Origin of the sequence: Paenibacillus piri (genome assembly GCF_004354045.1) — a bacterium.
GTDB classification, from domain to species: domain Bacteria; phylum Bacillota; class Bacilli; order Paenibacillales; family NBRC-103111; genus Paenibacillus_S; species Paenibacillus_S piri.
This window is the reverse complement of record NZ_SMRT01000016.1, coordinates 165,751-178,953: the sequence shown is the minus strand read 5'-3', so window position 1 is coordinate 178,953 and position 13,203 is coordinate 165,751. Positions and strand designations below refer to the sequence as shown.

Below are 13,203 nucleotides of genomic sequence, written 5' to 3'. Positions count from 1 at the left end.
ATGGAATTCGAGTATTTGCTGCGTGTATTGGTTGCCGGAATTTGTGGAGCGCTGATCGGGTATGAGCGTAAAAACCGGATGAAGGAAGCGGGGATCCGCACCCACTTTGTAGTCGCCGCAGGCGCTTCCCTGATGATGGTTATATCCAAGTATGGCTTTCAGGATCAGAACGGGTGGCATAACTTGGCGTTGGACCCTTCGCGTATAGCCGCTCAGGTTGTAAGCGGAGTCGGTTTTTTGGGAGCCGGCATGATCTTTATGCAAAGACAAACGGTGAAAGGACTTACGACGGCCGCCGGTATCTGGGCTACCGCAGGGGTAGGGATGGCTGTCGGAGCCGGTTTATATGTTCTGGGCGGAGGCGTTGCGCTAATTATTTTGCTGGCTCAAAAAATATTGCATGCGCGCTTTAACTGGCTCGCATCGCCGAAAACGGAGCAAGTCGTCGTGCGGTTAGCCAATGAACCTGAGGCGATAAGCAGCATCCAGCAGCTTTTTCAGGAGAAAGAAATCGAGATTTTAAGCTTTCATGCCGAAAATAAAATCGATCCCGACGGTCTGATTGTGGAGATGATCGTCAAATTTCCGGGTTCCTTGAAAATGGAGCATTTGCTGTCGATTGTTCAGGAGCTGCCGCTGGTAAGAGCGATCGAAATCAGGTAACGACGGTTCAACCGGTTTATCAAGCAGAAAGCCGCCTTTCCCTTATGATTTGGGCAGGCGGCTTTCTTGGCATATGCTCCGGCATAGCAGGCGCATGTCAGTAATATTCGGAGATGGCTTGTTGTTTCTTTTTTATCCATTTGGAAGCAAGCGACCGTATTCCCCTCGTTTGGTAAATTTGAATGAGTTGATCGTAGTATTCAAGGTAATCCGGTTGAAACGGTAAAACGTTCTCTATGCAGGAAATAATTTTGTCTTCTTCTTGCGATTGTTCATAGGCGAGTATTAGCCATACGACAACTTTACGCAATTTTCCTCTAGCTGTATCCAGTGTTTCCAGAAACCAATTATCATAAATATCAAATTTTACGTGATCTGAAAAAAAATGAATAATTTCCTCAGCTATATGTTTTTTATGGGAAGTGTCCGGTTCCGCAAAAAAGCGGTTCATTTTTTCATTCAAGCTCAGCAAATCGCATTCGATCTCGCCTTGCAAATATACATGTTCTCTATTGACTACAAGGAAGCTGAATGCATCATCCGTTTTCAACAATTGCTTCAAGTGATTCAGGCAAACACTCAAGTAGTTGCTGGATTGCTTAGCATTCGTTTCAGGCCAAAATTCATTATATAAGTTTTCTCTTATGGTCGATGGGTGGAAGATCAAATACACGAATAAACGTTTGGCTAACCGTTGATTCCATCCATGCAGCACTTCGGAGTTGTTCACATATACCTTGAATCCTTTCATCAATTGTACGTTTAGCTTTCTAAAGGGTACCTCTTTTGGCCGGCCCTCCATAATATGGTTCGCTACTTTGGCTTGTATGATATTGACCCAAGGATCATCCGTATTTATTTTTTTAGTTGCGTGACTATCCTTGCTAATAAAATCATTCATGATGGTTGCCGTATGCCCAGGCTCATCGATAAAAGTCATGTTGGACGCATCGGGAATGACGAGAAATGTAGAGTTCATAATATAACTGCTCGTGATGCCCGACAAATAATGCGGAAACAGTACATCCAATTCACCTGCAATGACGAGAGTAGGAAGCTTGAGGAGCTTCAGATCCTCTACCGGTTCCGTTCGCAAAAAAAGATCGATCATCCCGAAATAAACGTCGAACCGGGCTTGCTGATAGGCATCCATCAACAGGCTCCCTGCAGGACTGCTTAAAGGTTTTATCGTGATCAGTTGAATCAGGTGCTCGGCCAATGGGCGAACATTACCTGGTTTAAACAAGGTTTGGCGGAATTGTTTGGCTTGTTCTATGATTTCCGCAGGGTAGAAAGCAAGGGTAGAAATCAAAACTAATTTTTTTACAAGCCGAGGGTAGCGGTTGGTAAAACATACGGCATACGTCCCTCCCAATCCGTGACCAACAAGGTGTACTTCACTCAGACCAAGCTCCCTTAGAAGTACGTATAGGTCCGTGCATAGTTCATCCCAATGAAATATGCTTTCTTCACAGCTACTTTTTCCGTGACCTCTTATATCTAAACACAGCACATTGAAGTCGGCTTGAAGAAAAGGAATGAGGTAGTCCCAGGTCCGCAGGTTTAAACCTATTCCATGAATGAAGACCAAGGTTTCTTTGCTGTGCCCTTCTTCGGCAATGTGGTATTCGTAGTAGATCGGATAATTGTTATGATGTACGAATGGCATAGGTGTCCTCATTAAATAATTGGATTGTAAGAATAGTGTAACTCTATGGATACGGGTATTGCTGTAACAACAAAGATAAATAAGCCAGTGCGGGTATAAGTTTCGGCACTGGCTTGTTCTTTTTATTGGAACAGATTAATTTTACTGGCGGCCCCGAGATGAATCGAACATCCGACACCACGTTTAGGAAACGTGTGCTCTATCCGCTGAGCTACGGGGCCACAGCGATTAACATTATAACATAAAACCTATACAAGAGCCAAAAGGAAAGTATGAGCTAAGCTGGAATATGAAGCAGCGACTGCCTAATATTAAAAAATGGTAGGGGATATCGTTGAGCTTTAGTTATTCTTAAGTCTATTTCAAATTTTTGAAAAAGAATGTTTAAATTCGGTAAATATCGGAAATAACTAGAGCCAAGGAGCTGATGCGATGCTGAGTCTCGGCAAAAACCGCAGCCGCTTGGGCAGATGGCTGGATGACAGAGGAATCAAGCAGGAGTGGCTGGTTTCCAAAAGCAGAATCGGCCGAACAACGATTTCCAATGCCTGCGCGAACGAACATTACATGCCGAGCGGCAGTACGATTCAAAAAATGATGAAGGCGCTGAAGGAGATCGATCCTACGGTACAATCCAACCAATTTTGGGACATTTAATCAAGATCAAGTTTACCACGCAAGGAGGGAGAAGGTTGAAAAAACGGAAGAAGCCAATTCGCCCATCCGCTGTAACCGCAATTATACGCAATCGTACCTGTTTTCTAATGTGGGCCAAAACCGGCGATAAACGTTACCTGGCACAAATTTCGAAATAAACGCACACCCAAAGATGGCAGTCATTCGGATTAATTCCGAATCGACTGCCGTTTTTTTTATAATATCAGACTTTATATGTTTTCAGCGGAGCTGAACAATTCTGATATTGCAAGAAAAGCTCCTAGGAATAAATTGGGATATCATTTGCCAAAACCGGCGATTCACGTATACTTAGAGTACATTCAATTGGCGCTGCCGGGGAGTATGAGCGATGAAACAAGGGATTGTATACGGAATTTTATCTTATTTGGCATGGGGACTTCTGCCGTTATATTGGCGTTTGTTCGAGACGATGCCGGCATGGGAAATATTGGCCCATCGGATCTTATGGTCGTTTGTATTTGTCGCCGTTTTGGTCACGGCAGCCAAGCGGTGGAAGCAGCTGAAGGGCGTAATAGCGGATCGAAAAAGCAAGATTGCTGTCGTGCTATGCTCCGTTTTCATCAGTACGAACTGGTTTTTATTTATATGGGCCGTAAATAACGGACATGTGATCGAAACGAGTCTGGGGTATTATATAAACCCGCTGATTAGTGTCATCTTTGCCGTTATATTTTTGAAGGAGCGGCTGGGGCTCGGGCAATGGATTTCCATTCTGATTGCAGGCACGGGCGTCCTTATTATGGCGGTTCAATACGGTCACATCCCATGGGTATCGATTTCATTGGCGATTTCGTTTGCCCTGTACGGACTGGCCAAAAAAGCGGCCAATCTGGACGTCCTGCTGGGATTGACGTGGGAAACGATTGTCGTATGTCCGGTCTCCATTATTTACCTGGTTTTCATTCAATCGCAGGGTACGGCGGCTTTCTCGTCGTTATCCGGCCTGTCCATTGCGCTGCTGTTGGCATCGGGAGCGGTTACAGCGCTGCCGTTGTTCTGGTTTGCCCAGGCGGCGAAACGGCTGCCCTTGTCAATGGTCGGATTCATTCAATATTTGGCCCCGACGGCCAGTTTGCTGCTCGCCATATTCGTATTTCATGAACCGTTCACGCAAACGCAGCTCATCAGCTTTTCGTTTATTTGGCTCGCTTTGATCGTCTATTCGATCGTTTCGTTCCGAAAACCGCACGCGGACAATAATCGTAAACCGGCGACAACGCCGCAGCAGGCTGTTCCGATAAAACGATAGGCAATAAACACCAAGCCGCAGCCCGTTGCAAGCATGGTGGTAAACCCGTACAATAACGCACAGAGGGCCTTGCTCGTTAAGGTCCTTTTTGCATTTGGCCGCGGAAAAAACTTTTGCGCCGTGTGCAGTGATGATGCGGTGCCGGTTCGTCTATTGTTAGTGGAGAGGAGGGAGAGGACCATTACAGAAGAATCAGAGTGGATCAAACGAATTATCGCCGGCGATAAGCAAGTTTTCCGCTTGCTGATGGACAAGTACAGCTCATACCTGTATCACGCAGTCTACTCGGTGCTGCGTTCGGCGAAAGATGCCGAGGATGTGACCCAGGAAGCGCTGCTGAAAATCTATGCGTCCCTCCCTCAGTACCAGTATCAAGGCTTGAAAACATGGATGACCCGCATCGCGGTCAACAAAGCGATCGACCATAAGCGGGCCATGGAGAGGAAGCGGGAGCAGTTGACGGCGGATATCGAGGATATGCTTCCGGAAGACAGCACCCACACTGTGGAAGAGGAAGTGCTGGAAAACCAGAGGAGGCAGCAGATCAAGCAATACTTGGACGATATTCCCGCCAACTATCGCGAAGTCGTGGTCGCTTATTATATCGAAGACAAGAGCTATCAGGAAATTGCGGCGGAGCAAGGGGTCACGCTAAAAACCGTCGAATCCAAGCTGTACCGGGCCAAGCAGTGGATTCGCAAACATTGGAAGGAGGAAGAATGGAGATGAAGCATTATACTTTGGAACAATGGGACCGTTATACGGGTGCGCAGCTCCCGGATGAAGAATGCGCCGCTTATGAAGCGCATCTCAGTTCATGCGAGCCGTGTTTTGAATTGTATATGCAAAGCTTGGAGCGGGCCGCCGCTTCCTATCCTGCTCTGGAAGATGGCAACGGATTGGCGGATGCCGTAATGAGTCACATAGAAGCGCATGCGGCTCCAAGCTCTCCAGCCTCCCCGCCGATAGAACGCCCGCAGCTGCAGGTAAAGCGTTGGAGGGCACTTGCCTATACCAGGCATCCGGCATTCCATTATGGGGTCGCCGCCGCGATTACGATCCTGTTGATGAGCTCGGGGGCGTTTCAGTCCATGATGGAACGGCTAACCCATCTGGAGCCTGCCACGCTGGCCATCGAGCAGGAACAAGGGATGGATCAGACGCAAACTGAACAGGCCGCCGGACGTATCCCCGTATCTTATAAAATAATGGAGAAAACGATCTTCGTATTGGACTCCATCCAACCCAGACACGATAAAGGAGGAAGCCGTTAAATGCAACCCAAAAACCCGATAACCGCGCTGCTGTTATCTTTTATCCCCGGCTTGGGCCATCTGTACTTAAACCGTAAAGGAAGAGCGTTTTTGTACGGAACCGGATTTTTCGGCCCGCTGCTGCTGCTGTTTTTGCTCGGGGTAGCCGGAGAACTGCGCCATGCGGATGGGCCGGTCGCGCTGCTGCTGATCGTCGCCTTTCTCTCGGGCGCCCTCAATATGATCGATATGGTGCTCCACCTCGTCAAACGACGCGAGCCTTATCCGGAATACGGACCACAGCCGTCCTATCAGCCTCCGGGTCCGGCGGCGTACCCTTACGAACCGCAGCGCGGCGGAGATTCGATCTTTACCGTACTGCTGTCGTTTATCCCGGGACTGGGCCATTTCCAGCTCGGCTTGATGCAGCGCGGCCTGACTTTTATGATAGCCTTTTTCGGCGCGACGATTATGATTATTTTCGTGGCTGCATTGACGCATCAGAACGGATTTTTAGTTTTTCTCGGCGTGCTTCCGATCATTTGGATTTATTGTTTGTTCGACTGCGTACAGCAGTTGAACCGGAAACGGCAGGGAGAGCCGCTGGTCGATCAGACGATTTTCGAGGATTTTCAGGAACACCGGATGACCGGCAAAAAAAATAAAATGATCGCCATCCTTCTGTCTGTCGTGCCCGGTGCGGGACATATGTATCTCGGCTTGCAAAAACGCGGTCTGCAGCTGATGGCGGCCTTCCTGTTCTGCGTCTATATTATGGATATGCTGCGGCTCACGCTCTTCTTGTTTATTATACCGATCTTATGGTTTTACAGCTTCTTCGACGCCTTGCAGCAAATTTCCAGGCATGACCGCGGGGAAGCGTTGGAAGATACCCCGTTTGTCGATTGGCTCATCAATCATCAAAAATGGGTCGGGATCGTGCTGCTGGCGCTTGGGCTGTACTATATAACGGACGAAGTGCTGTTAAGAGCGCTGGACCGTCTCTTTCCGAAGGAGCGGATTTCGTTCCTGTTTCGCCAATATTTCCAGACGTTTGTCGTATCCGTCATTTTGATCGGCGGCGGCCTGCGGCTGCTGTTGGGAAGCAGAAGAAGAAAGGGGGATCAGCCATGAGAAAATGGCGCGTAGGGACGCTATCGATGGGCGTAACGTTAATTTTGCTGGGGGCGATCCTGTTTATTTCGCAATGGGAAGGCCAGCAAGCCTTCGATACGCTCATCGCCTGGTGGCCGGTTATGTTCATTATGCTGGGCTTGGAAATCGTTCTCTACTTACTGTTCTCCAAAAAAGAAAACAGTGTCCTCTCCTATGATATGATGAGCGTCTTTTTCGTCGGCGTGCTCTGCATCGGCTGTCTTGGCTTTACGCTGCTGACTTCGGCAGGCATATTGGGGGAGGTGCGGTCGGTACTGCGATCGGTGGATGAAACGCGTGATCTGCCTGCAGTCAAAGAAGCGGTGGCGGATGGGGTGAAAAAAGTCGTCGTGCAGTCGCAGGATCATGCCATGAAAGTGGATAAGTCGACCGAGCGTACAGTGCAGGTATTCGGCACATACCGGACCCGCAGCAAGCAAGGGGATGAGTTCAAGCCGCTGCAAAAGGAACAATTCGTCGATGTGCGGACCATTGGCGATACGATGTATGTACAGGTGAAACGGCCGCCGGAAAAGAGAGGCATCGATCCGCTGTATCCCAATATGATGGCAACCGTCGTCCTGCCTCAGGACGTGCAGGTCGAGCTGCGCGGAGCCGAACGATAGACGGAGATAAGAAAATGACGTTCAAACGGGGTGCCGAATTGAACGTCATTTTTGTATTCGATTTGTTATCAGATAATTGAACCGGAAGCAGCTCGTCAAAGCCTGGTATTTCGGTCATTTTTCGCGAGGGAGCATGGGACGTCTTGACAATAGCGTAAATTTCGTTAAGCCTTTCCCCGCAGTTTACGAAAAAATTGCGTCAGCAGCATGCCGCAATCTTCCTGGAGCACGCCGCTGACTACATCGACACGGTGATTGAACCGTTCCTCCTGCAGCAAATTCATCAGCGTACCCGCACAGCCGGCCTTCGGGTCGGTCGTGCCGTAGATGACCTGTTGAATCCGCGACTGCACAATCGCGCCGGCACACATCGGACACGGCTCCAGCGTCACATACAGCCGGCAGTCCAGCAGCCGCCATGCCTGCAAATAATCGCTGGCCTGCTTGATCGCAATCAGCTCGGCATGCGCCAGCGGATCCAGCGAAGTTTCACGGAGGTTATGGCCGCGTCCGATAATTTGATCCTCCCAAACGACGACCGCCCCGATCGGCACTTCGTTCAGCGCCTCGGCTTTGCGCGCTTCGGCAATCGCTTCATACATGTATACAATATGTTCCTGCACGACACACCTGCCTTATCATCAACAATACAGTGGATATTTAAACGAACAAGTATTCGTTTGTTAACATGCTGTGGATAATCATGTGGATAACTAACTTATTATTCACATTCCATTATAAATATCTGGGGATAATTGTGCAAAAGGGCGTCTTTATCCCGACGACTATCCCCAACTGGGGATAGGATGGAACCATACCCCTAGCCTTCACTCGTATCCGTCGCTAACCAAAAAACTTGCGCCTTACTTGCTCTGTCGGCACCATGCAGCTGTCGTATTTTCCGAATATGGCGTAGCGTCTTTTGGCGATCCACCGGTATGCAGCATCGCGAAGGGGGCGGGGAACGAGAATGAAGCCGTACAGGAGCGGCCAGCCGCGGCCCAACTGCCGGAAGATGCGCAGAACCGCTGCGGAATGCGTATAGACGGTGCCGTTTTCAATTACGATGATCGAATCAGGCAACGGCTTGCCGCCCGTGCAGCTTTGTGACAGCAGCGCTTGCGCATAATCCGATTGGATGGCGGAGAAGCGGAAACGGTCGGCCGAATCCCGCCGAATGAGGAACTGAACCCAGCCGTTGCAAAACCGGCATACGCCGTCAAAGAGAACAAGCGAGTAGGAGGATGCGGTTGAATTGTCTTGAGACGAATGCGGCTCTTTCATGAGATCACCTTTTTCACGAACAGATTGTTGACTGCCAAACTGCTATACTTTACAATAATTTTACTTTAAATGTGATAGAAATCACGATCGGACTCATTGATTGTTCCAGGCTAAAGAGCGTATAATGGGCATATGAAGTATATGGGTAATTTTACCTAACACAATGTGGTACTTTTTAACTAAATCGTTCAAGGCAAACTTGCCGAAAGGCAAGGACGCAAAGCTTAGGGTCTAAGGTCCATGAACATGGATGATGACAGCCTGGCCGCCGGTTGTTCGATTCGCACCTGCGGTGCTTGAAGGCTGTTTCCCCGAGGCGGAGAACGGCCTTTTATTGTTCATTGTAGCATAGAGACAAATCAAAACGGAGCGGGAGTGGTTTCGATGCTATCAAAATTGGCAGCTGCAGGCTCGAACTACGGTTATAAGGAAGAAAAGTATAAAAGCCCAGCGGGCATATTGCTGCACAGCCGGACCGTCGTCGAAAAAGACGGCTTTGTCTCGACGGGGCTATTGTCTTATGCCGAAGGCGATATTGTGGAAATTGAAATCCCGGAATATAAGCTGTTCCATCTTGGCGATTCCGTCAAAATTACGGTTTATTCGCCCGGAGGCATTTATGTGTTCGCGTCAACCGTTGTCGCCAAAGATCACGGGGCATTAATCATCATCAACCCGCCGCAAAATCAAAGCCGGTTCGTGGAAAAACGGGAGCACCCGAGAATTCAGGTGAAGCAAAAAGGAGCGCTGCATGCGGTAACCTGGACCGGTACGAATGAAAAGCAGGTCATCACTGACGAAGCGGGCTTCACCGTACATAATATAAGCATCAGCGGCATCGGATTCACGGTTAATGAACATGCGGTTAATTTAGACGAAGCCGTGCTGATCGAAGCGGAGCTCGACTTGGGCTTCAAGCTGCCTTTTGCCGCGGAAATCGTAAGGCGTGAGCAGGCGATGGAAGGCTATTATTTCGGGGCCAAATACATCGGCCTGGAAAGCGGCCAAACCACCTCACTCCGCGCATTCGTGCTGAAAAAGCAGGTGGAGGTTTATTTTAAAGAAAAGGCGTTCCAGCAAGCAAAGCGCGAATTTAAATAAGCCGAATCATTAAAGCGCCAATAGAGACTGTCGATTAAAAGGGGATAAGAGCTTGGATTGTTCCCCACAATTAATCGACAGTCTCCAATAAGCCGTTATTGAAGCAATGATAATATATATAGAAGGTGGGCCAGTTTTGATATATCCTATTTTTGCAGAAAGCTTTGTCTATGGATAAAGCTTTTTTTGCGTCTGAAAAAGCTAAACATTTTTTTAGGAAAAAATGGGTTTATTGGTTCCTAATGGCGTAAGTTTGGATGGCATGAAATGAAAGCGCTGTTATAATAGATGAAGAAATGCTTCTAGGAAGGGCCGCCTGGATCAGACCGAATTTCCGGCGCTGCAGGATTGGACCCGAGGCGAGCTTATAACCGTTATAAAAATGGCGAAAGGGGATGAAAGAAGGGTAAGGCGGAGGAGACAACTGGAATAAACGGCTGGCAACCAACCATGTTCAACGTATTTCAAATAATAGGACCGGGAGGAGTAGCTATGAATAAAGTTGCCTGCGTCACGGGAGCGGACAGGGGGCTTGGCTTCGAGCTGACAATACAACTGCTCAAGCAGGGGTACACGGTTTTTGCCGGGAAGTACTTAAACGATTGGAAGCAGTTGGAACAAGCAGAGCCGGAATACAATGGAAGATTGATCCCCGTCGATTTGGATATATCCAACGACGAAAGCGTGAGACTTGCAGGAACATTCATTGCGGGACAAACGGATAAGCTTGATCTGCTGATTAATAACGCGGGCATTTCCGGAGGAAGCCAATTCGATATATTCAGCAGCGAAATCGACTATGACCTCTTTATGAAGCTGTACAATGTGAATGCGCTCGGACCGCTTAGAGTAACGAATGCTTTAAGCACACTGCTGGTGAATGGGGAAGATAAACTGCTGGTCAATATTTCCTCCGAGGCCGGTCAAATCAATCAGACATGGCGGGAAGGCTGGTATGGGTACTGCATGTCCAAGGCAGCGCTCAACATCCAATCCAATATTGTCCATAATCAATTGAAAAACAAAGGTGGACGGGTGCTCGTCCTTCATCCCGGATGGATGAGAACATATATGAGCGGCAAGCTGAACGAATCCGCCGACATTTCCGCAGAGGAGTCGGCCACCCATATCCTTAAAACCATACAGCAGTATCAGAGCAGCGAGGAGATTTTGAAGCACCCGGCTTTCCTCAATTATAAGGGAGAGGTCATGAGCTGGTAATCCGCATTTATAAGGGGGCATAACCAATGGGCAGCAGACGAAGCGCTTTGCTTATAGGGGACAATACGATTTCAAAATATCATCCGCTTCAGGCGGTGGAGCAAGAGATCGTCCGTGTATTTCAGGAGTATCTGGACGTTAGCGGCACGGAGGATCGCGATATGCTTCATGCGGATCGGCTTCAACCGTATGATTTGTGTATTTCTTATACGGACAGCTGGAGAGTTCCGGTATCGCCGGCCCAAACTGCAGGTTTACTGACTTATGTAAGCGGAGGCGGAGGGCTGCTCGTCATTCATAACGGCATTTCGCTGCAAGCAAGGTACGAGCTAAGCCAACTGGCGGGGGCGAAATTTACCGGGCATCCGCCTTACGGACCGTTGGAATTTCATCCTGCTGCCGCGGATCACGATATTATGAAAGGTATCGGGGCTTTTTCGATGGATGAGGAGCCGTACCGGTTTGATTTCGACCCGATGACCGAGAAGACGGTGCTGCTCGAATATTCACACGAAGGAGCAAGGTGGCCTGCGGCATGGGCGCATGAGTACGGCTTGGGCCGGGTCGTCTATTTGATGCCCGGGCATCACGTTCAGTCGTTCCTTCATCCCGAATACCGGAAATTAATTTTGCAGGGCGGACAATGGGCCTCGAGGAAAGCTTGATCAAGGAGAGTGCCGGGTTAGGCGTTGGGCGGATTGGTTATCAAAAACGGTTAAGAACGTTTCGGTAATTATCATGCGGGAGGGAATGATAGTATGGAAACCAAAATACTTTTACCAAGAAGCACTCCGGAAGCGCAGGGCGTATCATCGGCAGCAATCACTGATTTTTTAGAAGCGGTTCAAAACAAGCAGCTGGAGCTCCATAGTCTTATGGTGCTGCGGCATGGACATGTCGTGGCGGAAGGTTGGTGGGCCCCCTATGCCGCGGATCTGCCGCATATGATGTTTTCATTGAGCAAAAGCTTCACCTCCACCGCCATCGGGTTGGCTGTAGCGGAAGGAATTGTGTCTCTGGACGACGCTGTCGTATCATTTTTTCCGGAGGAAGCGCCGGACGATGTATCCCCGAATTTGGCCTCTATGCACATTCGCCATCTGCTCATGATGGGAACCGGTCATGCACAGGATACGACGCCTTCGCTCCGAAGGGAGGAGGGCGCCAGCTGGGTGAAAACGTTCCTCCATGCACCGGTCGAGCATGCGCCCGGAACTTATTTTGTATATAACAGCGGCGCCACCTATATGCTTTCCGCGATTTTGCAGAAGGTAACAGGGGATAAGCTGTTGGATTATTTGCAGCCGCGCCTTATGGAGCCGCTCGGGATTTACGGCGCCACCTGGGAGACATGTCCCCGCGGCATTCACGTCGGCGGTTGGGGACTGAATATTAAGACGGAAGACATTGCCAAGTTCGGTCAGCTTTACTTGCAGGAGGGGATTTGGAACGGTCAGCGGATTATTTCGGAAGCGTGGGTGAGAGAAGCTACGTCCAAGCATATTTCCAATGGCAACGGCGGAGAGAGCGATTGGGCGCAGGGCTACGGCTATCAGTTTTGGCGCTGCCGGCATAATATTTACCGGGGGGACGGAAAGTACGGACAATTTTGCGTTGTCATGCCGGAGCAGGATGCAGTAGTCGCAATGACCAGCGGCACGAATGATCTGCAAGGCGTATTGAACCTGGTCTGGAAGCATCTGCTTCCGGCCATGAAGCCGCAGCCGGATGCTCCCAACGAAAAGGAGGCTTCCGCATTAACGGCACGTTTGAGCAAACTTTCCCTTCATCCGCCGCGGCCAATCTCCGAATCTGCAATGGAAGAAAAAGTTTCCGGCATGGTGTTCCTGCTTGATGATAATGAAGAGCAATGGAGCACATTCTCGATCCGGTTTGAGCCGAATGCAGCCATTGCCAGCATCCGGAGCCATACAGGCGAGCATATGATTCGTTTTGGGAGGGGGGCATGGGTGGAGGGCATGTCGTCCATTCGCCAAGGAGCCGCACGAAGGATCGCCTCGAGCTTCTCCTGGCAGAACCCGGATACGTTGGCTTTGTCCGCTTGTTTGGTGGAAACCCCGTTTCATTACACCATGATCTGCCAATGGGAGCAAGATGAACTCAAGCTGGAACTTTTACCAAATGTCAGCGATACGAATGCGCCCATACAGATTCGCGGAAGGCTGTAAATATAGGATACAGATCGCATAAACGCATTCTTTTAGCGCTGCCGCCAGTATGGATCGCTGATATTGGCGGTTCCCGCATGCCATGATGCAGCAG

The 13,203-nt window shown here is 49.3% G+C and carries 14 protein-coding genes, 1 tRNA gene and 1 riboswitch; of the genes, 11 read left to right on the top strand and 4 right to left on the bottom strand.

Annotated features, from left to right (window positions below; all coding sequences use genetic code 11):
* Window positions 1-663 carry an MgtC/SapB family protein gene (locus tag E1757_RS27005; protein ID WP_133234068.1) on the top strand — a complete coding sequence of 221 codons (663 nt, stop codon included), beginning with the start codon at window positions 1-3 and terminating at the stop codon, window positions 661-663.
* Between the two features lie 97 nt (window positions 664-760).
* On the opposite strand, the gene E1757_RS27000 is transcribed toward E1757_RS27005, so the two are convergent.
* Both E1757_RS27000 and E1757_RS26995 read right to left on the bottom strand, forming a co-directional pair.
* Window positions 761-2,332, bottom strand: coding sequence for an alpha/beta fold hydrolase (locus E1757_RS27000; RefSeq protein ID WP_165972310.1), 1,572 nt, complete (start codon window positions 2,330-2,332; stop codon window positions 761-763).
* Window positions 2,333-2,477: 145 nt separating this feature from the next.
* Window positions 2,478-2,553: transfer RNA gene (locus E1757_RS26995), tRNA-Arg, on the bottom strand.
* Between the two features lie 211 nt (window positions 2,554-2,764).
* Here E1757_RS26995 and E1757_RS26990 point away from each other — a divergent pair.
* The 6 genes from E1757_RS26990 to E1757_RS26965 all read left to right on the top strand — a co-directional run bounded on the left by E1757_RS26990 (window position 2,765) and on the right by E1757_RS26965 (window position 7,314).
* On the top strand, window positions 2,765-2,989 hold the full coding sequence (locus E1757_RS26990) for a helix-turn-helix domain-containing protein (protein ID WP_133234064.1): 225 nt from the start codon (window positions 2,765-2,767) through the stop codon (window positions 2,987-2,989).
* A 370-nt stretch (window positions 2,990-3,359) separates the two neighbouring features.
* Window positions 3,360-4,280, top strand: a complete 921-nt coding sequence (rarD, locus tag E1757_RS26985; RefSeq protein WP_133234062.1) for an EamA family transporter RarD — start codon at window positions 3,360-3,362, stop codon at window positions 4,278-4,280.
* A gap of 120 nt (window positions 4,281-4,400) precedes the next feature.
* The gene (locus tag E1757_RS26980) at window positions 4,401-5,009 is read left to right on the top strand and encodes an RNA polymerase sigma factor (RefSeq protein WP_246079548.1); all 609 of its coding nucleotides are present in this window, start codon (window positions 4,401-4,403) and stop codon (window positions 5,007-5,009) included.
* Window positions 5,006-5,554 carry a hypothetical protein gene (locus tag E1757_RS26975; RefSeq protein WP_133234060.1) on the top strand — a complete coding sequence of 183 codons (549 nt, stop codon included), beginning with the start codon at window positions 5,006-5,008 and terminating at the stop codon, window positions 5,552-5,554. The genes E1757_RS26980 and E1757_RS26975 overlap by 4 nt, the downstream gene beginning before the upstream one ends.
* The gene (locus E1757_RS26970; protein ID WP_133234058.1) at window positions 5,555-6,667 is read left to right on the top strand and encodes a hypothetical protein; all 1,113 of its coding nucleotides are present in this window, start codon (window positions 5,555-5,557) and stop codon (window positions 6,665-6,667) included.
* Entirely contained in the window at window positions 6,664-7,314 is a 651-nt protein-coding gene (locus E1757_RS26965; RefSeq protein ID WP_133234056.1) for a hypothetical protein, read from the top strand. Before E1757_RS26970 ends, E1757_RS26965 begins: the two co-directional genes overlap by 4 nt.
* 164 nt (window positions 7,315-7,478) lie before the next feature.
* On the opposite strand, the gene tadA is transcribed toward E1757_RS26965, so the two are convergent.
* Both tadA and E1757_RS26955 read right to left on the bottom strand, forming a co-directional pair.
* The gene (gene tadA / locus E1757_RS26960; protein ID WP_281282539.1) at window positions 7,479-7,937 is read right to left on the bottom strand and encodes a tRNA adenosine(34) deaminase TadA; all 459 of its coding nucleotides are present in this window, start codon (window positions 7,935-7,937) and stop codon (window positions 7,479-7,481) included.
* A gap of 220 nt (window positions 7,938-8,157) precedes the next feature.
* Window positions 8,158-8,598, bottom strand: coding sequence for a thiol-disulfide oxidoreductase DCC family protein (locus tag E1757_RS26955; RefSeq protein ID WP_133234053.1), 441 nt, complete (start codon window positions 8,596-8,598; stop codon window positions 8,158-8,160).
* Between the two features lie 182 nt (window positions 8,599-8,780).
* A riboswitch (cyclic di-GMP riboswitch) is annotated at window positions 8,781-8,871 on the top strand.
* A 111-nt stretch (window positions 8,872-8,982) separates the two neighbouring features.
* On the opposite strand from E1757_RS26955, the gene E1757_RS26950 reads away from it, so the two are divergent.
* The 4 genes from E1757_RS26950 (at window position 8,983) to E1757_RS26935 (ending at window position 13,109) form a co-directional block, all read left to right on the top strand.
* Window positions 8,983-9,699 carry a PilZ domain-containing protein gene (locus E1757_RS26950; RefSeq protein ID WP_133234051.1) on the top strand — a complete coding sequence of 239 codons (717 nt, stop codon included), beginning with the start codon at window positions 8,983-8,985 and terminating at the stop codon, window positions 9,697-9,699.
* 492 nt (window positions 9,700-10,191) lie between these two features.
* A complete protein-coding gene (locus E1757_RS26945) occupies window positions 10,192-10,920 on the top strand; it encodes an SDR family NAD(P)-dependent oxidoreductase (protein WP_133234049.1) in 729 nt (242 codons plus the stop codon).
* A gap of 26 nt (window positions 10,921-10,946) precedes the next feature.
* Window positions 10,947-11,585, top strand: coding sequence for a ThuA domain-containing protein (locus E1757_RS26940; protein ID WP_133234047.1), 639 nt, complete (start codon window positions 10,947-10,949; stop codon window positions 11,583-11,585).
* A 93-nt stretch (window positions 11,586-11,678) separates the two neighbouring features.
* Complete coding sequence (locus tag E1757_RS26935; protein ID WP_133234045.1) at window positions 11,679-13,109, top strand: serine hydrolase domain-containing protein; 1,431 nt, start codon at window positions 11,679-11,681, stop codon at window positions 13,107-13,109.
* Window positions 13,110-13,203 lie beyond the last annotated feature (94 nt).